Here is a 26,457-nt window from a genome sequence, read left to right as displayed (position 1 = left end):
CACGCTACGACCGTCCTTGGTCGCTCCCCGTGATGTTGTCACGCATGTTTTGACGGTGGGATTGGCTTCATCAGCTCATGCCTTTTAAACTTAGAGCTGGCATTGTGACTAATAATGCGGATGACTTCGGCCATTTTTGAATTCACAAGATTCAAGCGCTCAATTTCTTTCTCCAGGCGTGCAATTCTTTCAGCACCATCTTGAATCGTCTTGGGTCGGGGTAGCCTGGTGGTTCTCTCAGCTTCTTTTCGAATCGAGTCTTTCTTTGCTTGATAGGCAAGTTTGATAGTGATTTTTTTATTCAATGCTTGTCGGGTAGGAGGCGTGCTCCAGCCCAGGATCTCCTGAGCACCCAGGCATATAGCGTTCCAGTCAAGCTTATGTTGGCTGTCCCACTTATTGATCATGCGGCAGATATCCCGCGTCTGCTGATCTGTGATGACTTTGGGCATCTGAAATCCTTAATCTAAGAGCAACAAGTCCAGCATATCCAAAAGTTCCTCACCGTAATCTGCACCGAGCTTAGATCGATCCAGCAACTCAACACCATTTTTTATGGTTTTTTCTTCCGTCATGATTTTTTCATGGCTAAAGTCTGTCCCCAGCAATTGAATGGGTGTGCCGTCAGGAATTTGAGGGTTCTCCAGCACGGTGACGAACTCGGTCAGTCTGCTGATCTGAGGGCGCGCTTTATCCATCCATAGCGAGGCAGAGCGTTCACCCGCTTCAATCGCTTGCATGGCAGCTTCATAAGTGCCCGTCATGTTGTCTCTGTCAGTTTTAACCGCCTTCAGTGCGATTTTATCACCCTTGCAGGCCACCAGTTCTGAGCAGTTCGTGCAGTCTGCAAACTTGTTACATGGCCCTAAGCGCCAGCTACGGCGGCAGATGCCATATCGGCTGCGATGGAATGGGCCATGGCCGTAGGCTGCTGCTTCTTCCTCGGTTACTGGGTCGAGTGTTCGCTGCACCATTTCTGGGTCTTCGATCGCTACTACCTTGACCAGACGCTGTTTAGCCGTCTCATGCAGGTAGGTTGGCGTTTGGCGAACCGTCGCGCGACTACTCCACTCAGTGATCTGCTCAATCGGCACGCCATGCTGTTTGGCGAGCCGGTTCATAAAGTGCCGCAATGCATGCGAGTTCAATCGATTGGGGTCATAGCCATGCTTGGTGAAGAAACAGAGCGGGCGCTGGTTCTTTCGGTCAGGTTTGATAGAGCCATCCAGCCGCTTTCGGTAGTAGTCTGGGTTGAAAGGGGCTAGGAGCACGGGCGATGTACTAGCTCGGGCACCTAGCTGCAATCGTCTGAAGCACATGAGGGATTCACTCATTTTGAGTGGTTCTAACCCTGCAATGGGCTTTTCTTGATATGGGAAGAAAGGATTCTTCTTACGGTGCTCGGCCAGCACGATTTGCCAGAGAGAATCCAAGGTGAATCCGGTGAGGGAATAGCTACCTGTGTGAGATCGTATGAAATCCTCACAGTGGTTGCGTTCTGAAAAACCTAGAGCCTGGGCTACCTGATCCCTTGTAAGCACCTGGTCATCCGGGGCGTCGGGGCAATTGGCGTGTCTGTAAAACTTGACCGGCTGAGTCTCCATGTACAAAGCCAGCTTTCGCCCCTCGTTGGTAATCTCGATGAGCCGCTGAGCCGCGATCTGGGCCACATCCCGCATTGTGGTTGGAACCGCCTTGCGCGTATAGCTGCGGGTCTTCGGGACGTAATAGGCCAGATAGCCCTGTGGTTTACCTTCTGAATCATTGTCTGATCGCAGAAAATCCGTGCGCCATCGTAGCGTCTCGCCAATTCGCATCGGAGCGCTTAGGAACAATGCAGTCATCGACGTCACCATGATGTCGCTGTCGTCTAGCTGCGATACCGGCTTGGCAAACACGTCTGCAATGCTGAAAAAGGCGTCCTGATTGGCGACCTTTGCCGCCTTGACTTCGTCTGGAGCTCGGCTTCCGCGCTTCTTCTCGTAAGAATTTTTACCGCCATAGGGATGGCTCCACCTGATGACTTCGGCAGGAACGATCAGTTTTTCGGACAACAGTGCCAATATTTGCTGCATGGTAATAGCAATGTTTTGTCGTCCAGAGTAGCTTTCTAAAAAATCACACGCTCTGCTGAAATGGCATTGCCGAATTTTTGTAATGTCGGGAACGCCCATTTCTTCAACTAAAGCTCGCTCAAGAGCGCGCAATGCCTGTACTTCTCGGGACATATTGTGATGGGGCTTAGTAGTGTGCTTATAGCGCAGATAGGCTTTAGCAACTTCCCTGAACGCAGGGTGCATCAATTGGTCATCGGTGGCTGCCACAGTTTTATGAAGCTTTGAGCTCTCCGAGTTGGTGAATCTTACCTTTGAATTTCTATGGCTGTCTGGCCAAGAAATGTCTTCCCAGGTAAAACCGTTCACGTCGTTCCAAAGAGTAAGTTTGTCTCGGCAAAAGGCTACGAACTCTCTGAGATTAGTCGACGGAGAAACCTTAGGATTTGGATTGAAGCTGATGAGCTTTAGCATTGTGGCTGGTTCATACTCTTGCGTTTCGCATCACAGAGCTGAATGCACCGTCGGACAGCCATGATATCCATGGACAGATCGATTGGATCTAGCAAATGGCGCATGCTCCCTGGCCGGATCAACTCCTGCTCTTGTTGCTGTCTGTAGAGGAGCGCTTCGAGTACTTCTTGATGGGGAGCGTCTACCAAGGGCTCAAAGTTCTTGCACATGTAGCAAGGGATCGGAATCGACGTCGTACTGCAAAAGCTATATTTTCCGCATCGGCCCACGTAATGCAATTGGTAGCCCTTGGCAAGCTCTACGCGTTTGCTAGGATCGTTGGGGTGTGTGGACTCCGCATCTGTGCAGATGATTCGTCCATGAAATGCCATAGCAATTGGTGTCAGCCCCTTGGACATCGCCTTGTCGAGCTGGCGTGCTTCTTCTGCCGGATCGTGATAATAGGACTTCAGCGCATTGTCGTCGTTATGACCCAGCCAATAGGAAACGACCGACCTCTTTACCCCTTGCCGAGCAAGCTGCCGAGCACGAGTGTGTCGCAAGCGTGTGGCAGTCACCACAATTGGTCGCCCCGTCCTGCTGCTTACAGGCAGAGGAGGGTGAGCGGGATAGTTGCGTTTACGCGCATTGGTGCTGCCGCCATTGCCATCGAATTTGAGTACCCTTCCAATCAAGCCGGAAGGCAGGTGAAACAGTGAGTCGTCTGTGTTGAGCACAGGATCAAGGCCCAGCTTATCTTTTAGCGAATTACATGCGTTTTTAATTCGGAGCGCGGTAGTGAAAATTGGTACTTGCTCAAGCTGGCTTTTTGATAGTTCGATTCCCATGGTTTCCAGGAACAGCACCTTGATGTGCTTTTTTTGAATCATGAGCATGTTCCACAGGTGATCCGCTACTGGGTGGATCTCAAACTTTCCCCCTCGAAAGTCCTCATCTGCGTCTTGCTCCTTCGCTGCCGGGAAATGAATTTCCGGATCCGGAATCTTGCTAAGGATTTTCTCTGCGCCTGTCTTCAGGTCGCAGAACTTGAGGCTTCTAAGTTGGACGGGGCGCCTGGCATACTGCATTGACAGTAGTCTGATCAGCGTGGGCTGATGCGCATCTGTCTCATCATAATAATTCCAGATGGCCCTTAGGACATCAGCATACTCATCCTCTGAAAGCCAGCTTTTTTCGGGATCGTCCGATTCGACATTGTTGGATTTGTTTTTGATGGGCGCAGCTTGAGCGAGAAAATCTAAGGCGTCATTGCTTACCGCGCCAGGATATCTATCGCTCCAATACTCAAGGAATTTCTGGATTTTATATTTGTTGCTCCTAAAAACAGAGTTTTCAATGGAGTTGCTTGCCCAGAGCAGGTCAAATTTCTTTGGTGGGGAATTCTTTCCTCCAAGGCTAAATCCCTGCATCAGTGACAGTAAGCTAGAACTACTTAGTGTTTGGTCTTCGCCGTGAGTGATGATGTGCTTTTTGAATGACGCTTTGTCTGCGTTCGAAAGTCTGGACAAGAATATTGAACAGTCGACGCTGTTCAAACCAAGTTGAATATAACGGTCATCTTCCCAGAAAATCCTTCCAGGCATTTCTGGGGGCGCGGTCGCATGAAGATCCACGGCAATATCTTCTTGCTGGATGCCCAGCGCCCCCAACTCCTCATCAAGCTGGCCGGCAGCGGCGGTATTACTTTTCATCATTAGACGGGTCGCTCTGTATCGCGGGCAATCTTCACGCCAATTTCCATAGCTCTTTCTCTGCGGTGGCGCAGGTTGTACACCTTGGCCATGTCGGAACCTGTAGCCCACCCGTTAACTTCTTCGCGGGCTTCTGCCTCTTGGGCCTCCGTCCAACCCATTTGATCGGCGTGAAGCGAGAAGCGGTAATTGAAGTCGTGGCGGAATGCGTGTGGGTGTAAATTCCTGCCAAGGGCGGGAAATTTCATTTTCAAATAGCTAATCGCCGTATTGAAACCGTTCACCGTAAGTGCCTGTCCGACAGTTTTGCCAGACTGGTGCACGCAAAAGAGGAAATCTTCATCTCCGAAACCGACGTTTTGGATTTCCGCTCTGTACTCAGTGCGGTACTGTTTTATCTGCTCTTCCAAGCCGTAGGAAATCGCCAAGATCCGGCCTTGGGTTTTAGCTACCGGTTGATGTGTTCTGTGATCAAGTTCGTCGTCATGGTTGCGCTCAACTTCCAGGTAGGGTAATTGCCCGCCACTCGACTCCGTGAAGTTCCGTAATTTTAGTGAAAGAAGCTCGCCGCGCCGCATTCCGGTTTCATAAAGAATCCGGGCCATCACCACATTGCGCAAGCGAGTTCCGCGATGTGTTGCGGTGGACATGCCCAGGAACGGGGAGGCGAAGAGCTCAATAAGTACTTCGCGGGCCGACTCCGTAAACTTCTCATTCAACAGAGCATGCCTTTTGCGGGCACTGGATCCTACACGACGGAGAGTTTTTGCTTTAAGCCGTTCCGACTGCTTTTCTACAAGCTTACGAACTGCAGCATCATCAGCGTTCGGGAAAAGCTCATCCGTCAACCAGGCAATATAGGAACGCACGCAGCCCCAGTACGTATTAAACTTTCGTGGAGTGATTGTTTGTCCCGGCTTACCCGAACGACGGGCTTTCATATGCCCTGCAAGATCATCGACCTCCTGGGCATTCAGAAGCGTCTGTGCGAGCAGACGATCTTCGAGGCTGATTCCTCTATCTCGCTCCCATTCGCTTAGCCTGCGGATGGCGTCAAGAGCGACAAGTTGGGTCTGGTGAGTGTGGTTCTCTCTGAGGCTACGGGATACGTAGACTGCAGGGTAGAAGAGAGGTACGCCCTGATCCTCTGGGGCGAAGAGAAATGAGTAGCGCTCACCGCTCTGGGCAATGTAATTCTTGATTTGAAATTTCATATTGACATTTTGCCCGGTGTATCAGGGGGTGACAACGGCTGTTTACATTTTAGACGCCTATTCTTGGCAGCTTATTGGTGCTTATGGTACTATTTTTATTAGGAATAGACGTGGGAAGATTGCGATGGTTTACAATGGTGCCGAACGAAAGATGGTGGTACTCGATACCGAAACCACCGGTATGCCGGTGACCGACGGTCACCGGATCATTGAAATCGGTTGCGTCGAGTTGATCGGTCGGCGCCTGACCGGGCGGCATTTCCACGTTTACCTGCAACCGGATCGCGAGAGTGATGAGGGCGCCATCGGCGTTCACGGCATCACCAACGAGTTCCTGGTGGGCAAGCCGCGTTTCGCCGAAGTCGCCGATGAGTTCTTCGACTTTATCAAGGGCGCGCAGCTGATCATCCACAACGCGGCGTTCGACGTTGGTTTCATCAACAACGAATTCGCCTTGATGGGGCAGCACGAGCGGGCGGACATCACCCAGCACTGCACCATCCTCGACACCCTGATGATGGCCCGTGAGCGGCACCCGGGGCAGCGCAACAGCCTCGACGCCCTGTGCAAGCGCTACGGTGTCGACAACTCCGGCCGTGAATTGCACGGCGCCTTGCTCGACTCGGAGATCCTGGCCGACGTCTACCTGACCATGACCGGTGGCCAGACCAGCCTGTCCCTGGCGGGCAATGCCTCGGATGGCAACGGCTCTGGTGAAGGTGCGGGCCGGGCCTCGGAGATCCGCCGGTTGCCGGCCGAGCGGCCGCGGGGGCGGATCATCCGCGCCAGCGAAGCCGAGTTGGCCGAGCACCAGACGCGCCTGGAGATCATCGCCAAGTCTGCCGGTGCCCCGGCCCTGTGGACCCAGTTGCTCGAAAACCAACACTAAGCCTTTGTCGTCCGTGGCCCTGTAGCCGCTGCCGCAGGCTGCGAACGGATCCGTAGGAGATGCGGCGCTCTTGAGGGCGCTGGAGATTTGGCGGGAGATCGTCAAGCAAGGTCCTGCGGACCTTTTCGCAGCCTCGCTGTGGCTCGGCAGCGGCTACAGGGTAATGCCGAGCCGAGAGTGTTGTAGCCGCTGCCGCAGGCTGCGAACGGCTCCGAAGGCGACAGAGGTTTGTCGGGAGATCGCCAAGCAAGGCCCTGTGGGCCTTCACGCAGCTTCGCCATGGCTCAGCAGCGGCTACAGGTGTGTGGGGCGTGGGCCGGCAATTGTGCCTGTGCGACCTTTTGTTACATCGAGTCTGTGCTCGGGGTGACAGGCGACGCCAGGAGCTTCTACCCTGAGTCCATTGGCGGGACCTATCCGCCGCCTCAGGACAGCCTGCCCCATGTATAAAGACCTGCAGTTTCCGATCCTGATCGTGCACCGCGATATCAAGTCCGACACGGTGGCGGGAGACCGGGTGCGGGGCATCGCCCGGGAGCTGGAGAAGGACGGGTTCAGCATCTTTTCCGCGGTCAACTACGCCGAAGGGCGACTGGTGGCTTCTACCCATCACGGCCTGGCCTGCATGTTGATCGCTGCCGAGGGCGCCGGGGAAAACACCCATCTTCTGCAAAACATGGTGGAGCTGATCCGCCTGGCCCGGGTACGCGCACCCTTGTTGCCGATTTTCGCCCTGGGGGAGCAGATGACCCTGGAAAACGCCCCCGCCGATGCCATGAGCGAGCTCAACCAGCTGCGGGGCATTCTCTACCTGTTCGAGGACACGGTGCCGTTCCTGGCCCGGCAAGTGGCCCGGGCCGCGCGCAATTATCTCGACGGCCTGCTGCCGCCGTTCTTCAAGGCCCTGGTGCAGCACACCGCCGATTCCAACTATTCCTGGCACACCCCGGGGCACGGCGGTGGCGTGGCCTATCGCAAGAGCCCGGTGGGCCAGGCGTTTCACCAGTTCTTCGGGGAGAACACCCTGCGTTCGGACCTGTCGGTGTCAGTGCCGGAGCTGGGTTCGCTGCTGGACCACACCGGGCCCCTGGCGGAAGCCGAGGCGCGGGCAGCGCGCAATTTCGGTGCCGACCACACCTTCTTCGTGATCAATGGCACCTCCACCGCCAACAAGATCGTCTGGCATTCCATGGTGGGGCGCGATGACCTGGTGCTGGTGGATCGCAACTGCCATAAATCGGTGTTGCACTCGATCATCATGACCGGGGCCATCCCGCTGTACCTGTGTCCCGAACGCAATGAACTGGGGATCATCGGGCCGATTCCCTTGAGCGAGTTCAGCCCCGAGTCGATCCAGGCCAAGATCGACGCCAGTCCGCTGACCCGTGGTCGGCCGCCCAAGGTCAAGCTGGCGGTGGTCACCAACTCCACCTATGACGGCCTGTGCTACAACGCCGAGCTGATCAAGCAAAGCCTGGGCAACAGTGTCGAGGTGCTGCATTTCGACGAGGCCTGGTATGCCTACGCGGCCTTCCACGAATTCTTCGCCGGGCGTTACGGCATGGGCACCTCGCGCTCCGCTGACAGCCCCCTGGTGTTCACCACCCATTCCACCCACAAGCTGCTGGCGGCTTTCAGTCAGGCGTCGATGATCCATGTGCAGGATGGCGGCGCCCGACAACTGGATCGGGACCGCTTCAACGAAGCCTTCATGATGCACATCTCGACGTCGCCGCAGTACAGCATCATTGCCTCGCTGGATGTGGCCTCGGCGATGATGGAAGGGCCGGCGGGGCGCTCGCTGCTGCAGGAAATGTTCGATGAAGCCCTGAGCTTCCGCCGGGCCCTGGCCAATCTGCGGCAGAACATCGCCGCCGATGACTGGTGGTTCTCGATCTGGCAGCCGGAGCGGGTCGAAGGCATCGATCAGGTGCGCACCGGCGACTGGTTGCTGGAGCCCGAAGGCGAGTGGCACGGTTTTGCCGGCGTCACCGACGACTATGTGCTGCTCGATCCGATCAAGGTGACCCTGGTGATGCCTGGCCTTACAGCTGGCGGGGCCTTGAGTGAACACGGAATTCCCGCGGCCGTGGTCAGCAAGTTCCTCTGGGAGCGCGGGCTGGTGGTGGAAAAGACCGGGCTCTATTCGTTCCTGGTGCTGTTCTCCATGGGCATCACCAAGGGCAAGTGGAGCACGCTGCTCACCGAGCTGCTGGAGTTCAAGCGCAACTACGACGCCAATGTCAGTCTGGCCAGTTGCCTGCCCAGCGTCGCCGGGCAGGACCCGCAGCGCTATCAGGGCATGGGCTTGCAGGATCTGTGCGACCAGTTGCACGCCTGCTACCGCAGCAACGCCACGGCCAAGCACCTCAAGCGCATGTACACGGTGCTGCCGGAGGTGGCGATGAAGCCCGCCGATGCCTATGACCATCTGGTGCGCGGCGAAGTGGAGGCGGTGTCCATCGATCAACTGCAGGGGCGTATCGCGGCGGTGATGCTGGTGCCATACCCGCCGGGTATTCCGCTGATCATGCCCGGTGAGCGATTTACCGAAGCGACCCGCTCGATCATCGACTACCTGGCCTTTGCCCGAGCGTTCGACAGCAGTTTCCCGGGGTTCGTCGCCGATGTGCATGGCTTGCAGCATGATGACCAGGGCCATGGCCGGCAGTACACCGTCGATTGCGTCAAAGCATGAGGAGTTTTCCTGCTATGCAGCCTGTGGTGAATCCCAAGTATCCGGGACTGGCGATCCGTGTGGCCGACGAGGGCTTCGCCGCCTACGTTTGGGGCAGCGATTTCAGCTTCGAAGTCAGTGCCTACGCCGAGGCCGAGCGGGGCATGCCGGTGGCGGACTGGCCGCTGCGCAGGATCGTGCCTTACCGCAAGTGCTATGGCATTGATCCCGAGGAATTCAGCAGTTACCGCAACGCCGCGGACAGCGAGATCTTCATGGCCTATCTGGACGACCAGCCCGTGGGGCATGTGGTGGTCAGCACCAATTGGAACGGTTACGGGCATATCGACGAGTTGGCGGTGCATGCGCCGGCCCGACGGCATGGCGTCGCCAAGGCGCTGCTGGAGGTGGCGCAGTTCTGGAGTCGCAAGAAGCAGTTGCCGGGGGTGATGCTGGAAACCCAGAACAACAACCTCGGCGCCTGTCGCCTGTATGAGCGCTGCGGCTACGTGGTGGGCGGGGTGGATCACCTGCGTTATCGCGGCATCGATCCGAATACCAGCGAGGTGGCGATTTTCTGGTACCGGCTGTTTGCCGATGAGCCTCAGGCGTAACGGTCCTAGCCGGCCAGCAGCGTTTCGGCCTGCTCGGTCAGCAGTTCCAGCAGGGCGCCGAGCAGGGGCGAGTCCTCGCCGGAACTGCGGCGCAAGGCGTACAACGTGACACTGATGGGGGGCGACAAGGGGCAGGCATCGAGCCCGGCGCCACGGGCACCCACGGCTGTGAACGGGTCGACGATGGCCAGGCCCTCGCCGGCCTCCACCAGGCTGCGCATCATCTGGTAGGTCTGTACCCGGGTCTGGATTACCGGGCTTGGGCGCAGATTCTGCAGCTTGCTGGTGAGTATCACGCTCAGCGGGTCCTGGCCCTCCAGGCCCACCATGGCCTGGCCCGCCAGCTCCTGCAGGGCTACGTATTTCTGCTTGGGTTGCAGCCAGCCATGGGGCGCCAGCAAAAACAGCTTGCCCTGAGCCAGGGCCTGGCTGTGGATGTCCGGGTGTTCGGGGTCATGCAGGCTCAGGCCCAGGTCACAGTCGTGCAGCAGCAGGCTGTGGACCATGTCGCGGGTGCTCTGGCTAAGGAGGCTGCAGGGCGTATCGGCGAAGCGCCGGCGCAGGGCCGCGATGCATTGAGGCAGCAGTTGCTGGACCAGAGGGGGCGTGCCGACGATGCGCAAAGGCGGCGCCTGATGAAACCTCAGGCTGTCAGCCAGGCGTTGTACCGGCTCGAAAGCGTCGTACACCCGGTTGATTGCCGGTTGCAATTCCCGGGCTTCGCGAGTGGCCTGCAAGCGCCCGCGCACGCTGGCGAACAGCATGAACCCCAATTGGCTTTCGGCATCGCGTAGCAGGGCTTCGACTTCAGCCACCGAGAGTTGCAGCAGCTCGGCGGCGGTGCCCAGGTGGGCGGTTTGCAGGAGCGCCTGAATCACTTCGATATGACGTAAACGCATGCTTGAAGTCCATGTCCAGCCGGTTAGGGAGTCAGGCGTTGAATCCTACCCCAAGTCCGGGCCGGCGGGCATGATCACTCACTGACGTAGGTTTCCGGCTCCCGCACGATGGTGACGTCCGATTGCACCAGCAGGAATTGATTGTCATCGAGCTTCTTGACCCGGTCGCCAATGGCCAGGCGGTAGGTGGTAACGGGCTCCGAGCTGGCCTGGTCGCCCTCTGCGGGCATGGATTCCTGGAACTCGTGCACTGAATACACCCGTCCCTCGGCATCTCTTGCATGGAATTGTCCGACAAGTACTGCTGCCATCTTTAGAGCCTCTGGAGATAAAACACGCAAATTCGGTGCTGTAGACCCGACGTGTGCAAGGTAAGTTTTGCCGGCCGGAAAAAATAATCCGCCGTCGCAGCAGACGGCCTCCCAGGTCTTGGAACTTATGCAGGGAAATGGTTTGTGTGGGGTAGCAGGCGACCCCCAGGCTCATCTATAACTAACACCTTCTTCAAGCCAAGGGTTGGAATGCAATGAGCAATGTCTACAAAGTCGCAGTGTTGGTCGGCAGTCTGAGAAAACAATCCCTGAATCGCAAGGTGGCCCTGGCGCTGGCCGAGCTGGCACCGGCGAACCTGCAGTTGAGCATCGTCGAGATTGGCGATCTGGCGCTGTACAACGAAGACATCGACGTGACGCCTCCCGCGGCCTACACCCGCTTTCGCGAACAGATCGGCGCTGCCGATGCGGTACTGTTCGTCACCCCGGAGTACAACCGCTCGGTACCGGCAGCCCTGAAGAACGCCATCGACGTCGGTTCGCGTCCCTATGGCAAAAGTGCCTGGAGCGGCAAGCCCGGAGCGGTGATCAGCGTTTCCCCCGGGGCCATCGGCGGCTTCGGTGCCAACCACCACCTGCGCCAATCCCTGGTATTCCTCAATGTGCCGTGCATGCAGCAGCCCGAAGCCTACCTGGGCGGCGCCGGCTCGGCGTTCGACGAAGCGGGCAAGCTGTCGGAAGCGACCCGGCCGTTCCTGCAGAACTTCATCACCGCCTACGGCCAATGGGTCGAGCAGCACAAGAAGGCTTGAGTGCTGTCTGTCACCCACATTCTCCTGCTGTGGTAGGCACCGGTTTGCCGGCGAACGGGCTCCTGGGGCTTGTATCAGCCTCAGGTGCACGGTCGCTGGCAAGCCAGCTCCTGCGCTAGCCCCCTCTTTATTCAAGATTTCTTAGTCATGTTGATTGCAGTATCGATTTTCTTGCTGACCATTACCCTGGTGATCTGGCAGCCCAAAGGCCTGGGCGTCGGTTGGAGCGCGGTGTTCGGCGCGCTCCTGGCCCTGTTCTGCGGCGTGGTGCAACTGGCCGACATCCCGGTGGTGTGGCAGATCATCTGGAACGCCACCGGCACCTTCGTTGCGCTGATCATCATCAGCCTGCTGCTGGACGAGGCCGGGTTCTTCGCCTGGGCGGCCCTGCATGTGGCGCGCTGGGGGCGGGGCAGGGGGCGACGGCTGTTCGCCTTCATGGTGCTGTTGGGAGCCCTGGTGTCGGCACTGTTCGCCAACGACGGCGCGGCGCTGATCCTCACGCCCATCGTCATTTCCATGCTGCTGGCCTTGCGCTTTTCTGCCGCCACGACCCTGGCTTTCGTCATGGGGGCCGGCTTCATCGCCGACACCGCAAGCTTGCCGCTGGTGGTGTCGAACCTGGTGAACATCGTCTCCGCGGACTTCTTCCAGATAGGTTTCAACCGTTATGCGGCGGTGATGCTGCCGGTCAACCTGGTGAGCGTCGCGGCGACCCTGGCGGTGCTGCTGTGGTTTTTCCGCCGGGACATCCCTGAGCAGTACGATCCGCGGCAACTGGCCGAGCCGGCCAGTGCCATCCATGACCGGGCGACCTTCATCGCCGGCTGGTGGGTGCTGCTGATCCTGCTGCTGGGCTGTTTTGCCCTGGAGCCGCTGGGGATTCCCATCAGCGCCATTTCCGCGGTCTGCGCCACTTTGCTGCTGGTGATCGCTGCACGTGGGCACAAGATCTCCACCCGCAAAGTGCTCAAGGAAGCGCCATGGCAGATCGTGATTTTCTCCTTGGGCATGTATCTGGTGGTTTATGGCTTGCGCAATGCCGGGCTGACCGGGTATCTGGCGGGCTGGCTCGACGGCTTTGCCGCTGGTGGCGTCTGGGGGGCGGCGCTGGGCACCGGATTGCTGACGGCGGGGCTGTCATCGGTGATGAACAATTTGCCCACGGTGCTGATCGCTGCCTTGTCCATCGATGCCAGTCAGGCCACCGGGGTGGTCAAGGAAGCGATGATCTACGCCAATGTCATTGGCAGCGACCTGGGGCCGAAAATCACCCCCATCGGCAGCCTGGCCACATTGCTTTGGCTGCATGTGCTTGAACGCAAGGGCATCCATATTGGCTGGGGTTATTACTTCCGGGTCGGCATCGTGCTGACACTGCCGGTGCTGCTGGTGACCCTGGCGGCCCTGGCGTTGCGGCTTTCCCTGGTGTAGGAGCCGGCTTGCCGGCGAAGAGACCCTTCAGTCTTGTGGCGCCCTCAGGAGCGCCTTCGCTGGCAAGCCAGCTCCTACGGTAAGTTGTCAGGGTTGCTGCGCGGGGACATGGGGCCAGAGATCGGCCACCAGAAACAGCCGCTCGACTTCTTCCCAGCCACCTTCAGGGGTTTCCTCGAGCCGCACCAGCAACTGCGCCGGAGCCTGAGGATCAAGCTCCACCAGCCATTGTTGCAGTTGCCCGGCCGTCCAGGCCTGTTCGGCCGGATAGTGAGCCGGAGCCAGCCAGGCGTGGCGGGGCAGGGGCTGCCAACGCCCGGGTGCGCTCTGGGCGATGAAGACGGGCCAGTCACGCTGGTGCAGCCAGCGCCCTCGCAGGTGCTGCGGGTGAGCGCCTTGAGGCGGTTCGGCGTGGCCCGGCCAGGGATAGAGCAGGTAGCCCCCCAGCCACAGGTGGGCGTTGAACTGCTGGATATCCAGCGCCGCCAAGGCTTCGCGGCTTTCGGCGCGGGCGGAAATCGGCAGTTGGTGCTCGTCCAGGTGCGCCAGCTTGCGGTCCAGGCGGTCGTGACAGCCCGGGCCAAGCCATTGCGCGCTGTCGCAGCCGTTGCCGTGCTGCGGGCCCAGGTAGAGCTTGATCGCCAGCTCCAGGTGATGCACGCCTTCGCGGTCGCGCAGCAGCATGTCCAGTTCACCGAGGGTGTGCCCCTCACGGCGGATCGGCAGGTTGGCCGCCAGCAGTTCCACCCCCGGCGCATGCTGCACGGCAAATTGCCAGAGGCGTTCGTAGTACAGGCCCAGGCGCCGGGTCCGACCCTGATTCAGCCAATGGCGCAAGGCGCGGTTGTCCAGATCCTGGCATCGCAGCCAGTGGGCCAGCAGTTGTGGCGCCAGCACCCAGTCGCTGCCGGCCAGGGGGTGGCGCTGTGGCCAGGGCGTATGGCTGAGCATCGGCGGCGCGAGGATGACCCAGGCGAGGTCGCGGACTTCAGGTTGACGCAACTGGCGGGGGAGGCTGAGCAAATCCGGGAACAGGAGCATCTTGCGAGCATAGACGCAAACCTGTGCCGTTCGCGATAAATGCGTGCCACTCGCAGTTGCGTCGCCCGCTCCTAAGCGCCAGTGGCTGAAAGGATTTTGTCTAACGCCGGGTTTCGCCCATAATCCTCCGTTTCGCCCGTACCCGAATTCCGCAGGAGCCCCATGGAGCAGTTTCGCAATATCGGCATTATCGGTCGCCTGGGCAGTTCCCAGGTGCTGGACACAGTTCGCCGACTGAAGAAGTTTCTGCTGGCGCGCCACCTGCACGTGATCCTTGAAGACACCATCGCCGAAGTGCTGCCGGGCCACGGTCTGCAGACCTCCTCGCGCAAGCTGTTGGGCGAGGTCTGCGACATGGTCATCGTGGTCGGCGGCGACGGCAGCCTGCTGGGCGCCGCTCGGGCCCTGGCGCGGCACAATATTCCGGTGCTGGGGATCAACCGCGGCAGCCTGGGCTTTCTCACCGACATCCGCCCCGATGAGCTGGAAGTCAAGGTTGCCGAAGTGCTCGACGGCCACTACCTGGTGGAAAACCGCTTCCTGCTGCAGGCCGAAGTCCGTCGCCATGCCGAGGCCATCGGCCAGGGCGATGCGCTCAACGACGTGGTGCTGCACCCGGGCAAGTCGACGCGGATGATCGAGTTCGAGATCTACATCGACGGCCAGTTCGTCTGCAGCCAGAAGGCCGACGGCCTGATCGTCGCCACGCCTACCGGTTCTACGGCCTACGCGCTGTCCGCCGGCGGCCCGATCATGCATCCCAAGCTGGATGCCATTGTGATTGTGCCGATGTACCCCCATACCTTGTCTGGAAGGCCGATCGTGGTCGATGGCAACAGTGAGCTGAAAATCGTCGTGTCCAAAGATATGCAGATCTATCCGCAAGTCTCCTGTGACGGGCAGAACCACTTCACCTGTGCCCCGGGCGACACCATCACGGTCAGCAAGAAGGCGCAGAAGCTGCGCCTGATCCATCCGCTGGACCACAACTACTACGAGGTCTGTCGGACCAAACTCGGCTGGGGCAGCCGACTGGGCGGTGGAGGCGACTGATGCTCGATCCCGCGCGTAGCTACGACCTGATCGGTGACGTGCACGGTTGCGCCCTGACCTTGGAGCACTTGCTGGATCGGCTCGGTTATCACAAGCAGGGCGGCGTCTGGCGGCACCCGTCGCGCATGGCGGTGTTCCTCGGTGACATCATCGACCGCGGCCCGCGAATCCGTGAATCGCTGCATATCGTCCACGACATGGTGGTGGCCGGCCAGGCGCTGTGCATCATGGGCAACCATGAATTCAACGCCCTGGGCTGGAGCACCCCGGCGGCGGCCGGCAGCGGCAAGCAGTTCGTGCGCGAACACACCCCGCGCCATGCCCGACTGATCCACGAAACCCTGACCCAGTTCGAACACCACCCTGGCGACTGGCACGACTTCCTCGAGTGGTTCTATGAACTGCCGCTGTTCGTCGACGCCGGCCGTTTCCGCGTGGTGCACGCTTGCTGGGATGCCGGCCTGATCGCGCCCCTGCGCCAGCAGTATCCGGACGGTTGCATCGATCGAGCCTTCCTCCAGGCTTCGGCGCTGCCCGACAGTTTTGCCAGCACCGCCTTCGATCGCCTGCTGCGCGGCACCGACATGCGCCTGCCCCACGGCCTGACCATGACCAGCGGTGACGGCCTGACCCGGGCGTTCTTTCGCACCAAATTCTGGGAAGACGACCCGCAGACCTACGGCGACATCGTCTTCCAGCCCGATGCCTTGCCCGATCCGGTGGCGCGCACGCCGTTGTCCCCGGCCGAGAAAAACAGCCTGCTGCGCTACGGCGCCGACGAACCGATGCTGTTCGTCGGCCACTACTGGCGCAGCGGCAAGCCGGCGCCGATCCGGCCCAACCTGGCGTGCCTGGATTACAGCGCGGTGCTCTACGGCAAGCTCGCCGCGTATCGGCTGGACCAGGAAACCCGCCTGGACCCGAATAAATTTGTCTGGGTCGACGTCGAGCGGCCCGAGGTGTTGCGATGAGCGCGGTAGCGGTTTTGCGTCTGCCCCTGGCCACGGATCTGAGTGGTTTCGTCAAACTGCTGCAGCGCATGCAGGTGCCGCACCGAGTCAGTGAGGAGGCCGGCGAGCAGGTGCTCTGGGTGCCGGAATCCATCAGCGAGGATGTGCGGGGCCTGTACCAGCGCTTTCCCCAGGGCGATCCCGAGCAGCAACTGGATATCCCGCAGGCGGCCACCCCGGCCCGCGTCGGCCTGGGGGAGCAGTTGCGCCGCAGCCCGATTACCGCGCTGATCCTGCTGCTGAGCCTGGCGGTTTGCGGCATCACCTTGCTGGGGGACAACCTGCAAACCCTCGGCTGGTTTACCTTCCTCGAGTTCCGCGTGGTCGGCGACTACATCCAGTTCAGTTCCCTGGCCGACAGCCTGGCGGCGGGGCAGTGGTGGCGCCTGGTGACGCCGATGCTGATCCACTTCGGCATCCTGCATATCGCCATGAACGGCATGTGGTACTGGGAACTGGGGCGGCGTATCGAGTTGCGCCAGGGCAGCATCAACCTGCTGGGCTTGACCCTGCTGTTCAGCCTGGTGTCCAACTACGCCCAATACTATTTCAGTGGCCCGACCCTGTTCGGCGGCCTGTCCGGGGTGCTCTACGGTCTGCTCGGGCATTGCTGGATCTACCAATTACTGTCCCCCAACCCCATCTACCGCCTGCCCCGGGGCGTGCTGGTGATGATGCTGGTGTGGCTGCTGCTGTGCCTGTCCGGGCTGGTGTCGATGATCGGTTTCGGCGAAATCGCCAACGCCGCCCACGTCGGCGGGCTGCTCGTCGGTTGCCTTACTGGTTTGTTGGGCGGCTTGTACAGTCGCCGTAAACTGGCCCTTTGAATGCTGGAGTCTTGTATGTCGTCCTTTGTCGAAATGATCGAAAACATCACCCCCGAGATCTACCAGAGCCTGAAGCTGGCGGTAGAGATCGGCAAATGGTCCGATGGCCGCAAGCTCACCGCCGAGCAGCGTGAACTGTCGCTTCAGGCGATGATCGCCTGGGAAATGCAGAACCTGCCCGAGGACCAGCGCACCGGCTACATGGGCCCGCAGGAATGCGCCTCGAAGTCGGCGCCGGTGCCGAACATCCTGTTCAAGTCGGATGCCATCCATTGATCGAGATTGGCCGCGGTTCCATCAGCAAAATGTCGGCACGCCTGGACGGGCCGAATGTTCAGTACGCTTTTCGCCTGGGTGACAGCGAGGTGCCGGTCAACCCCCTGATCGGTACTCAGGTGCGCCTGGAATACCTGGGGGCGATCCACTGCACTCACTGCGGGCGCAAGACCAAGACCAGTTTCAGCCAGGGTTACTGCTATCCGTGCATGACCAAGCTGGCCCAGTGCGATATCTGCATCATGAGTCCGGAACGTTGCCACTACGACGCCGGCACCTGCCGCGAGCCGTCCTGGGGCGAGCAGTTCTGCATGACCGATCACGTGGTCTATTTGGCCAACTCCTCGGGGATCAAGGTCGGCATCACCCGCGCCACCCAGTTGCCGACCCGCTGGCTCGACCAGGGCGCCAGCCAGGCGCTGCCGATCATGCGCGTGGCGACCCGCCAGCAATCGGGCTTCGTCGAGGATCTGTTCCGCTCCCAGGTGGCGGACAAGACCAACTGGCGTGCCTTGCTCAAGGGCGATGCCCAGGCGGTGGACCTGGTGGCGGTGCGCGAGCAACTGTTTGAATCCTGCGCCGAGGGCCTGTTGGCTCTGCAGGAGCGTTTCGGCCTGCAGGCGATTCAGCCGGTGACCGATATCGAGCCCCTGGAGATTCGTTATCCGGTCGAGCAGTACCCGGCCAAGATCGTCAGCTTCAACCTGGACAAGAACCCGATTGCCGAAGGCACGCTGCTGGGGATCAAGGGCCAGTACCTGATCTTCGACACCGGCGTGATCAACATTCGTAAGTACACGGCCTACCAGCTCGCCGTGCATCAGTAGAAGGAATTCGCCATGCGCACCGATCAACCGAAGATGATCTACCTGAAGGACTATCAGGCCCCCGAGTACCTGATCGACGAGACCCACCTGACCTTCGAGTTGTTCGAGGACCACAGCCTGGTCCATGCGCAGCTGGTGATGCGTCGCAACCCGGCCCGTGGCGCCGGGCTGCCGCCGCTGGTGCTGGATGGCCAGCAGCTGGAGCTGCTATCGGTGAGCCTCGCCGATCAGCCGCTGAGTGCTGACGACTACCAGCTGGACGACAGCCACCTGACCCTGCACCCCACCAGCGCCAGCTTCACCCTGGACACCAGCGTGAAGATCCACCCGGAAAGCAACACCGCCCTGGAAGGCCTGTACAAGTCCAGTGGCATGTTCTGCACCCAGTGCGAAGCCGAGGGCTTTCGCAAGATCACCTATTACCTCGACCGCCCGGATGTGATGAGCAAGTTCACCACCACCGTGGCGGCCGAGCAGCACAGCTACCCGGTGCTGCTCTCCAACGGCAACCCCATCGCCAGCGGCCCCGGTGAAGACGGCCGGCACTGGGCGACCTGGGAAGACCCGTTCATGAAGCCCGCCTACCTGTTTGCCCTGGTGGCCGGTGACCTGTGGTGCGTGGAAGACAGCTTCCGCACCCAGAGCGGCCGCGATGTGGCGCTGCGCATCTATGTCGAGCCGGAAAACATCGACAAGTGCCAGCACGCCATGAACAGCCTGAAAAAGTCCATGCGCTGGGACGAAGAGACCTACGGCCGTGAATACGACCTGGACATCTTCATGATCGTCGCGGTGAACGACTTCAACATGGGCGCCATGGAAAACAAGGGCCTGAACATCTTCAACTCCAGCGCCGTGCTGGCCCGTGCCGAAACTGCCACCGACGCCGCCCACCAGCGGGTTGAGGCCATCGTCGCCCACGAATACTTCCACAACTGGTCGGGCAACCGCGTGACCTGCCGCGACTGGTTCCAGCTGTCGCTCAAGGAAGGCTTCACGGTGTTCCGCGATGCCGGTTTCTCCGCGGACATGAACTCGCGCACCGTCAAGCGCATTCAGGACGTGGCCTACCTGCGGACCCACCAGTTCGCCGAAGACGGCGGGCCCATGGCCCATGCCGTGCGCCCGGAAAGCTTTATCGAGATCTCCAACTTCTACACCCTGACCGTGTACGAAAAGGGCTCGGAAGTCGTCGGCATGATCCACACCTTGCTCGGCGCCGAAGGCTTCCGTAAGGGCAGCGACCTGTACTTCGAACGCCATGACGGTCAGGCCGTGACCTGTGACGACTTCGTCAAGGCCATGGAAGACGCCAATGGCGTCGACCTGACCCAGTTCAAGCGCTGGTACAGCCAGGCCGGTACGCCACGGCTGGCAGTCAGCGAGTCCTACGACGCGGCGGCCAAGACCTACAGCCTGACCTTCCGCCAGAGCTGCCCGCATACCCCGGACAAGGTGGAGAAACTGCCGTTCGTGATCCCGGTGGAGCTGGGCCTGCTGGACTCGAAAGGGGCAGGCATGGCCCTGCGCCTGTCCGGCGAAAACGCCGCCCAGGGGACTTCCCGGGTGATCTCGGTGACCGAGGCCGAGCAGACCTTCACCTTCGTCGACATCGCCGAACAGCCGCTGCCGTCGCTGCTGCGGGGTTTCTCGGCCCCGGTGAAGCTGAGCTTCCCCTACAGCCGCGACCAGTTGATGTTCCTCATGCAGCACGACAGCGACGGTTTCAACCGTTGGGACGCCGGCCAGCAATTGTCGGTGCAGGTGCTGCAGGAGCTGATTGCCCAGCAGCAGAAGGGCGAGGCCCTGGCGATGGACCCGCGCCTGGTCACGGCGCTGCGCAGCGTATTGACCAACGACAGCCTGGATCAGGCCATGGTCGCGGAAATGCTCTCGCTGCCGGGCGAGGCCTATCTCACCGAAATCAGCGAAGTTGCCGATGTCGAGGCCATCCATGCCGCCCGCGAATTTGCCCGCCGGCAGTTGGCCGACGAGCTGTTCGAACCCTTGTGGCAGCGTTATCAGGCCAACCGCGAAGTGTCCAAGCGCACGTCTTATGTGGCCGAGGCTGAGCATTTCGCCCGGCGTGCATTGCAGAACATTGCCCTGTCGTACGTGATGGTCAGCAGCAAGCCGGAGCTCCTGGTGCCGGCGGCAGCCAAGGAGCAGTTCGAGCACGCCGATAACATGACCGAACGCCTGACTGCGCTGGCGGTGCTGGTCAATTCCCCTTACGAGGAAGAAAAGGCCTGGGCCCTGGAACTGTTCGCCGAGAACTTCAAGGACAACGCCCTGGTCATGGACCAGTGGTTCAGCGTCCAGGCCGGCAGCCCGTTGCCGGGCGGCCTGGAGCGGGTCAAGGCGCTGATGCAGCACCCGGCGTTCAACCTCAAGAACCCGAACAAGGTGCGGGCGTTGGTGGGGGCTTTCGCCGGGCAGAACCTGATCAACTTCCATGCGGCGGATGGTTCGGGTTATCGCTTCCTGGCGGATCTGGTGATCCAGCTCAACGGCTTCAACCCGCAGATTGCCTCGCGGCAACTGGCGCCACTGACTCGCTGGCGCAAATACGACAGCGCCCGCCAGGCGCTGATGAAGGGCGAACTGGAGCGCATCCGTGCTTCCGGCGATCTCTCCAGCGACGTGTTCGAAGTGGTGAGCAAAAGCCTCGCCTGACGGCGGCAGCGGCTACGCCTGTAGCCGCTGCTGAGCCTGCGAAGCTGCGCCAAGGTCCGCAGGACCTTGCTTGGCGATCGCTGTCATACCTCTGTCGGGCTTGAGATCGATGCGTCCCTGCGACGCAGGGCCGCCCAGACCGTTCGCAGTCTGCGGCAGCGGCTACAGGGGGGGCAGTGCGCTGCTCAAGTCGCGGTGATAGTTCTGCGCGCCAATGGCGTGCAGGATGCCCACTCGCTCAAGCTTGGCATGAACCTTCAGGTTGGCTTCGCACAGTTTCACCACGATCCCGCGCTTGTGCAGCTGACCTATCACTTCCTCCAGGGTCTGCAGGCCAGTGATATCCATGAACGGCACATGCTTGAGGCGGATGATCAGCAGCCTGGGATCGCTATGGGTCTGGGCCAGGGCCCGTTCAAAGGTTTCGGCAGCGCCAAAGAACAGGGGGCCTTCGATGGTATAGATCAGCACCCCAGCAGGCAGGTGCCCGCGGCCTTTGTCGCGCAATTCGTTCTCCAGATCCTCTCCCACCACTTGCTGCACCTCCACCGAGGAGGCCATGCGCCGCAGAAAATGCAGCATCGCCAGGATCACTCCGATGTTCACCGCAATCACCAGATCACTGAACACCGTCAGCACAAAGGTACACAGCAGGATCGCCACATCCGCCCGGGGCGCGCGTTGCACCATGCGCTTGAAGTGGTGCAGCTCACTCATGTTGTAGGCCACCACGAACAGGATCGCCGCCAGGGCGCACAACGGGATATTGGCCGCTAGCGGCGCGAGAAACAGGATGATCAGCACCAGCACCACGGCGTGGGTGATGCCGGCCAGCGGGCTGCTGCCGCCGTTGCGGATGTTGGTGGCGGTGCGGGCAATGGCGCCGGTGGCGGCGAACCCGCCAAACAGCGGCGTGGCCAGGTTGGCGATGCCCTGGCCGATCAGTTCCTGGTTGGAGTCGTGGCGGGTGCCGGCCATGCCGTCGGCCACCACCGCCGACAACAGCGATTCGATGGCTCCGAGCATGGCGATGGCGAAGGCCGGTCCTATCAGGTCGAGTATCCGTGGCAGGCTGATCTCGGGCAGTTGCAGGGTCGGCAAGCCCTGGGGAATGCCGCCAAAGGCACTGCCGATGGTGGCCACGCCCTGGAACTGGAACAGTGACTGCAAGGCGGTGGCCAGGACCATGGCAACCAGCGGCGCCGGCAGGCGCTTGAGCGCGGGGATCTTGGGTACCCACAACAGCAGCGCCAGGCTGAGCAAGGCCAGCAGGGTGGTGGCCAGGTGCAGTTCGGGCAGGGCTTGCAGCAGGTGCCAGAGCTTCTGGTGGAAGTGTTCGCCCTGGACGGCGGGCAGGCCGAAGAAGTCTTTCCACTGGCTGACCCAGATGATCACCCCGATCCCGGCGGTGAAGCCGAGAATTACCGGGTCGGGGATGAATTTGATCAGGGCGCCCAGGCGGCTGATGCCCAGCAGGAACAGGATGATCCCGGCCATCATGGTCGCCAGCTGCAGGCCGTCGACCCCGTACTTGGCGGTGACCCCGGCGAGAATCACGATAAAGGCCCCGGTGGGGCCGGCGATCTGCAAGCGGCTACCGCCGAACAGCGACACCAGCAGGCCGCCGACGATGGCGGTGTAGATGCCCTGTTCCGGCTTGACCCCGGAGGCGATGGCAAACGCCATGGCCAGGGGCAGCGCCACCACGCCGACAATCACCCCAGCCACCAGGTTGCGAGCCCAGTGCCGGGGGCCGAGCAAGCCAGCCTTCCACGCCTCGCGTATGGCAATCATGCGTCACTCCTGAAGGTCATCGGGCTCGCCACCCACGCAGCTCATCATAGTCAACGCTGGGTAGCGGCGGCTTATGCCCTGGATCAGCCTTTGGTCGTGTACCGGTGCTACACGCCGACAGGTCGCGCAAACCTCAGCTAAATTGACAAGCTTTTCGTACCGGCATCAACGCTTCCTCGCCTGCTGCAGAGGAGCATCGATCAGCCCAGCGAATGCCCGAGCATTCAGGGGCCTGGCCAGACGCGGTGATTAACAAAAGATAACGTGGCGTTGATTGTCAGACCTTTCCAAAGCCCGATAGGATAGCCCGCAGCCGAAGGGGCTCTAGAGTGCAGGTTTCAGGACGATCTTCACGGTCGGTCCAGGTATCGCAAACCCCTGAAGGCGCCCTGAGAGGTCAAATGACCTGACAATAATAATGGGGGAATGGTCTATGAGTGAGCCTGTCATGGGTGTAGTTGTTGGCCGCCCGCCGGCGCTGCGCACGTTCGCATTGCTGGCTACAGCGCTCTCGCTGTTGGGTGTCGTGACGCTGTCGACACCGGTCCTGGCCGCTGCCACCGCAGCGGATACTGTCTATTCCATCGAATCGCCCAAGGCGGCGAAAAGCCTGATGCTCGATGTGGTCCACGCCGGCAAGCGCCTGGTGGCAGTGGGCGACCGCGGGCACATTCTCTATTCCGACGATCAGGGAGCGTCCTGGGTGCAGGCCAAGGTGCCGACCCGGCAACTGCTGACCGCGGTGTATTTTGTCGATGACCAGCACGGCTGGGCGGTGGGCCACGATGCCCAGGTCCTGGCCAGCACCGATGGCGGTGTCACCTGGAGTCGGCAGTTCCAGGACCTCAAGCGTGAAGCGCCCTTGCTCGATGTCTGGTTCAAGGACACCCGCAACGGCTACGCCGTCGGTGCCTATGGCGCCTTGCTGGAAACCACCGACGGTGGCCAGCACTGGGAAGACGTCAGCGATCGCCTGGACAACGAAGACCAGTTCCACCTCAACGCCATTGCCCAGGTCAAGGATTCCGGACTGTTCATCGTCGGCGAGCAGGGCAGCCTGTTCCGCTCCGCCGATGACGGGCAGACCTGGGAACGCCTCGAAGGCCCCTATGAAGGCTCGCTGTTCGGCGTGATCGCTACCGGCCAGCCGGCGACCCTGCTGGTGTTCGGCCTGCGGGGCAATCTCTATCGTTCCACGGATTTCGGCAACACCTGGGAGCAGGTGGAGTTGAACGCTGCCCGTGGCGCCCTCGAGTTCGGCCTGTCGGGTGCTACCTTGCTGGACGACGGCTCGCTGGTGATCGTCGGCAACGGCGGCAGCGTGATCCGCAGTACCGACCACGGCCAGACCTTCAGCGTATTCAACCGTGCGGACCGCCTCTCGCTGTCGGCGGTGACCGCTGCCGGCAATGGCAAGCTGATCCTGGCCGGGCAGGGCGGGGTGCGGATCTCTGCGGCAACCGGCGCTGACGTCGGCAAATAAGCCGGGCACATAATAAGAAGGTGGGGAATTCCATGAGCAGTCATCACCAGGACAAGGCGAACTTTCTCGAACGCCTGATTTTCAACAACCGCCCGGCAGTGATCTTCATTTGCCTCTTGGTCAGTGCTTTTCTGTTCTGGCAGGCGACCCTGATTCGGCCTTCCACCAGTTTCGAAAAGATGATCCCGCTCAAGCACCCGTTCATCGAGCGGATGATGGAGCACCGCAATGACCTGGCCAACCTGGGCAACACCGTGCGTATCTCGGTGGCGGCCCGCGACGGCGACATCTTCACCCAGGAGTACATGGAGACCCTGCGGCAGATCAACGACGAGGTGTTCTACATCTCTGGCGTCGATCGCTCCGGGCTCAAGTCGCTGTGGAGCCCGAGCGTGCGCTGGACCGAGGTGACCGAAGAAGGTTTCGCCGGTGGCGAGGTGATTCCCCAGAGCTATAACGGCTCGCCCGAAAGCCTCGACCAGTTGCGCAACAACGTCCTCAAGTCCGGCCAGGTCGGGCGCCTGGTGGCCAACGATTTCAAATCCAGCATCGTCGACATCCCGTTGCTGGAGTCCTACCCGGACCCTCAGGACCAGGGCAAGCTGCTGGCCCTGGACTACCAGAAGTTCTCCCACCAGCTGGAAGAAAAGATCCGCGACAAGTTCGAAGCGCAGAACCCCAATGTGAAGATCCACATTGTCGGCTTCGCCAAGAAGGTCGGCGACCTGATCGATGGCCTGATCATGGTGGTGATGTTCTTCGGCGTGGCCTTCATCATCACCCTGGTGCTGCTGTACTGGTTCACCTGGTGCATCCGCAGCACCATCGCGGTGCTGATCACCACCCTGGTGGCGGTGGTCTGGCAGCTGGGCCTGATGCATGCCTTCGGCTTTGGCCTGGACCCGTATTCGATGCTGGTGCCGTTCCTGATCTTCGCCATCGGCATCTCCCACGGGGTGCAGAAGATCAACGGCATCGCCCTGCAGTCCAGTGACGCCGACAACGCCCTGACCGCGGCGCGGCGGACCTTCCGCCAACTGTTCCTGCCGGGGATGATCGCCATTCTCGCCGACGCCGTGGGCTTCATCACCTTGCTGATCATCGACATCGGGGTGATCCGCGAGCTGGCCATCGGTGCCTCCATCGGTGTGGCGGTGATCGTGTTCACCAACCTGATCCTGCTGCCAGTGGCGATTTCCTACGTCGGCATCAGCAAGCGCGCCATCGAACGCAGCAAGAAGGATGCCTCCCGCGAGCATCCGTTCTGGCGCCTGCTGTCGAATTTTGCCAGCCCCAAAGTGGCACCGATCTCCATCGCCCTGGCCCTGGTGGCCTTTGGCGGCGGCCTCTGGTACAGCCAGAACCTGAAGATCGGCGACCTCGACCAGGGCGCGCCGGAGCTGCGTCCCGACTCGCGCTACAACAAGGACAACAACTTCATCATCAGCAACTACTCCACCAGCTCCGACGTTTTGGTGGTGATGGTCAAGACCGCGTCCGAAGGTTGCTCGCGCTATGAAGCCATGGCCCCCATCGACGAGCTGATGTGGAAGATGCAGAACACCGAGGGCGTGCAGTCGGCGATCTCCCTGGTGACTGTGTCCAAGCAGATGATCAAGGGCATGAACGAGGGCAACCTGAAATGGGAAACCCTGTCGCGCAACCCCGATGTGCTCAACAACTCCATTGCCCGGGCCGATGGCCTGTACAACAACAACTGCTCCCTGGCGCCGGTGCTGGTGTTCCTCAATGACCACAAGGCCGCGACCCTGGACCGCGCGGTGCATGCGGTGCAGGAATTCGCCGCGCAGCACAACAAGGATGGCCTGGAGTTCATCCTCGCCGCCGGCAACGCCGGGATCGAGGCGGCCACCAACGAAGTGATCAAGGAGTCCGAGCTGACCATCCTGATCCTGGTGTACATCTGTGTGGCCGGCATGTGCATGATCACCTTCCGCTCCTGGGCGGCGACCCTGTGCATCGTCCTGCCGCTGGTGCTGACCTCGGTGCTGGGCAACGCGTTGATGGCCTTCATGGGCATCGGCGTCAAGGTCGCGACCTTGCCGGTGGTGGCGCTGGGGGTGGGCATCGGGGTCGACTACGGCATCTATATCTACAGCCGTCTGGAAAGCTTCCTGCGTGCCGGACTGCCGTTGCAGGAGGCTTACTACCAGACCCTGCGTTCCACCGGCAAGGCGGTGCTGTTCACCGGCCTGTGCCTGGCCATCGGCGTGTGCACCTGGATCTTCTCGGCGATCAAGTTCCAGGCCGACATGGGCCTGATGCTGACCTTCATGCTGCTGTGGAACATGTTCGGTGCCCTGTGGCTGCTGCCGGCCCTGGCGCGGTTCCTGATCAAGCCGGAGAAGCTGGCGGGGCAGAAGGGCAACTCGCTGTTCGCTCACTGATCCAGGCGTTTTGAACACTCAGCCGCGCCCTC

21 protein-coding genes are annotated in these 26,457 nt (G+C 60.7%); 13 read left to right on the top strand and 8 right to left on the bottom strand.

What is annotated here, in order from left to right; all coding sequences use genetic code 11:
* Positions 1 to 38: 38 nt before the first annotated feature.
* The 4 genes from PQT43_RS13440 to PQT43_RS13425 are packed head-to-tail and all read right to left on the bottom strand — an operon-like array spanning position 39 to position 5,433.
* Entirely contained in the window at positions 39 to 452 is a 414-nt protein-coding gene (locus PQT43_RS13440; protein ID WP_272754095.1) for a hypothetical protein, read from the bottom strand.
* 9 nt (positions 453 to 461) lie between these two features.
* Complete coding sequence (locus tag PQT43_RS13435) at positions 462 to 2,528, bottom strand: integrase (RefSeq protein ID WP_272754094.1); 2,067 nt, start codon at positions 2,526 to 2,528, stop codon at positions 462 to 464.
* Positions 2,522 to 4,219 (bottom strand): site-specific integrase, encoded by a 1,698-nt coding sequence (locus tag PQT43_RS13430; RefSeq protein ID WP_272754093.1) that lies wholly within the window; start codon positions 4,217 to 4,219, stop codon positions 2,522 to 2,524. The genes PQT43_RS13435 and PQT43_RS13430 overlap by 7 nt, the downstream gene beginning before the upstream one ends.
* 2 nt (positions 4,220 to 4,221) lie before the next feature.
* On the bottom strand, positions 4,222 to 5,433 hold the full coding sequence (locus PQT43_RS13425; RefSeq protein ID WP_272754092.1) for a site-specific integrase: 1,212 nt from the start codon (positions 5,431 to 5,433) through the stop codon (positions 4,222 to 4,224).
* Positions 5,434 to 5,557: 124 nt separating this feature from the next.
* On the opposite strand from PQT43_RS13425, the gene dnaQ reads away from it, so the two are divergent.
* From dnaQ to PQT43_RS13410, 3 genes are all read left to right on the top strand, one after another.
* Positions 5,558 to 6,322, top strand: coding sequence for a DNA polymerase III subunit epsilon (gene dnaQ / locus PQT43_RS13420; RefSeq protein ID WP_442962467.1), 765 nt, complete (start codon positions 5,558 to 5,560; stop codon positions 6,320 to 6,322).
* 442 nt (positions 6,323 to 6,764) lie between these two features.
* Positions 6,765 to 9,020, top strand: a complete 2,256-nt coding sequence (locus tag PQT43_RS13415) for an Orn/Lys/Arg decarboxylase N-terminal domain-containing protein (protein ID WP_102879623.1) — start codon at positions 6,765 to 6,767, stop codon at positions 9,018 to 9,020.
* 14 nt (positions 9,021 to 9,034) lie between these two features.
* Entirely contained in the window at positions 9,035 to 9,613 is a 579-nt protein-coding gene (locus PQT43_RS13410) for a GNAT family N-acetyltransferase (protein WP_267269974.1), read from the top strand.
* A gap of 5 nt (positions 9,614 to 9,618) precedes the next feature.
* On the opposite strand, the gene PQT43_RS13405 is transcribed toward PQT43_RS13410, so the two are convergent.
* Together PQT43_RS13405 and PQT43_RS13400 are read right to left on the bottom strand one after the other, a co-directional pair.
* Positions 9,619 to 10,512, bottom strand: a complete 894-nt coding sequence (locus tag PQT43_RS13405; protein ID WP_102865223.1) for a LysR family transcriptional regulator — start codon at positions 10,510 to 10,512, stop codon at positions 9,619 to 9,621.
* A 74-nt stretch (positions 10,513 to 10,586) separates the two neighbouring features.
* Entirely contained in the window at positions 10,587 to 10,823 is a 237-nt protein-coding gene (locus PQT43_RS13400; protein ID WP_102865222.1) for a hypothetical protein, read from the bottom strand.
* A gap of 215 nt (positions 10,824 to 11,038) precedes the next feature.
* Between PQT43_RS13400 and PQT43_RS13395 the strand changes: the two genes are divergently transcribed.
* Both PQT43_RS13395 and PQT43_RS13390 read left to right on the top strand, forming a co-directional pair.
* On the top strand, positions 11,039 to 11,596 hold the full coding sequence (locus PQT43_RS13395; protein ID WP_102865221.1) for an NADPH-dependent FMN reductase: 558 nt from the start codon (positions 11,039 to 11,041) through the stop codon (positions 11,594 to 11,596).
* Between the two features lie 147 nt (positions 11,597 to 11,743).
* Positions 11,744 to 13,030 carry an arsenic transporter gene (locus PQT43_RS13390; RefSeq protein WP_170002453.1) on the top strand — a complete coding sequence of 429 codons (1,287 nt, stop codon included), beginning with the start codon at positions 11,744 to 11,746 and terminating at the stop codon, positions 13,028 to 13,030.
* Between the two features lie 87 nt (positions 13,031 to 13,117).
* On the opposite strand, the gene PQT43_RS13385 is transcribed toward PQT43_RS13390, so the two are convergent.
* Entirely contained in the window at positions 13,118 to 14,071 is a 954-nt protein-coding gene (locus tag PQT43_RS13385) for a DUF1853 family protein (protein ID WP_253084872.1), read from the bottom strand.
* Positions 14,072 to 14,233: 162 nt separating this feature from the next.
* Here PQT43_RS13385 and PQT43_RS13380 point away from each other — a divergent pair, with 162 nt between their 5' ends.
* From PQT43_RS13380 to pepN, 6 genes are read left to right on the top strand one after another with little or no spacing between them, the layout of a single operon-like run.
* Positions 14,234 to 15,124 (top strand): NAD(+) kinase, encoded by an 891-nt coding sequence (locus PQT43_RS13380; RefSeq protein ID WP_007920913.1) that lies wholly within the window; start codon positions 14,234 to 14,236, stop codon positions 15,122 to 15,124.
* Entirely contained in the window at positions 15,121 to 16,095 is a 975-nt protein-coding gene (locus PQT43_RS13375; protein ID WP_181430804.1) for a metallophosphoesterase, read from the top strand. The genes PQT43_RS13380 and PQT43_RS13375 overlap by 4 nt, the downstream gene beginning before the upstream one ends.
* Positions 16,092 to 16,961 carry a rhomboid family intramembrane serine protease gene (locus PQT43_RS13370; protein ID WP_102879620.1) on the top strand — a complete coding sequence of 290 codons (870 nt, stop codon included), beginning with the start codon at positions 16,092 to 16,094 and terminating at the stop codon, positions 16,959 to 16,961. The genes PQT43_RS13375 and PQT43_RS13370 overlap by 4 nt, the downstream gene beginning before the upstream one ends.
* Positions 16,962 to 16,976: 15 nt before the next feature.
* Complete coding sequence (locus tag PQT43_RS13365; RefSeq protein WP_011061566.1) at positions 16,977 to 17,237, top strand: YeaC family protein; 261 nt, start codon at positions 16,977 to 16,979, stop codon at positions 17,235 to 17,237.
* The gene (locus PQT43_RS13360) at positions 17,234 to 18,064 is read left to right on the top strand and encodes a DUF2797 domain-containing protein (protein WP_102879619.1); all 831 of its coding nucleotides are present in this window, start codon (positions 17,234 to 17,236) and stop codon (positions 18,062 to 18,064) included. The genes PQT43_RS13365 and PQT43_RS13360 overlap by 4 nt, the downstream gene beginning before the upstream one ends.
* Before the next feature lie 12 nt (positions 18,065 to 18,076).
* On the top strand, positions 18,077 to 20,740 hold the full coding sequence (pepN, locus tag PQT43_RS13355) for an aminopeptidase N (RefSeq protein WP_272754086.1): 2,664 nt from the start codon (positions 18,077 to 18,079) through the stop codon (positions 20,738 to 20,740).
* 162 nt (positions 20,741 to 20,902) lie between these two features.
* Here pepN and PQT43_RS13350 read toward each other — a convergent pair whose 3' ends face one another.
* Positions 20,903 to 22,534 carry a SulP family inorganic anion transporter gene (locus PQT43_RS13350; RefSeq protein ID WP_272754085.1) on the bottom strand — a complete coding sequence of 544 codons (1,632 nt, stop codon included), beginning with the start codon at positions 22,532 to 22,534 and terminating at the stop codon, positions 20,903 to 20,905.
* 433 nt (positions 22,535 to 22,967) lie between these two features.
* Here PQT43_RS13350 and PQT43_RS13345 point away from each other — a divergent pair, with 433 nt between their 5' ends.
* Together PQT43_RS13345 and PQT43_RS13340 are read left to right on the top strand one after the other, a co-directional pair.
* Positions 22,968 to 24,017 carry a WD40/YVTN/BNR-like repeat-containing protein gene (locus tag PQT43_RS13345; protein ID WP_102865214.1) on the top strand — a complete coding sequence of 350 codons (1,050 nt, stop codon included), beginning with the start codon at positions 22,968 to 22,970 and terminating at the stop codon, positions 24,015 to 24,017.
* Between the two features lie 32 nt (positions 24,018 to 24,049).
* Complete coding sequence (locus PQT43_RS13340; protein WP_110595573.1) at positions 24,050 to 26,425, top strand: efflux RND transporter permease subunit; 2,376 nt, start codon at positions 24,050 to 24,052, stop codon at positions 26,423 to 26,425.
* Positions 26,426 to 26,457: the final 32 nt, after the last annotated feature.

It is taken from the genome of Pseudomonas sp. BLCC-B112 (assembly GCF_028550695.1).
GTDB classification, from domain to species: Bacteria; Pseudomonadota; Gammaproteobacteria; order Pseudomonadales; family Pseudomonadaceae; genus Aquipseudomonas; species Aquipseudomonas danubii.
The sequence above is the reverse complement of the archived record's forward strand: the minus strand, read 5'-3'. Positions and strand labels throughout refer to the sequence as shown.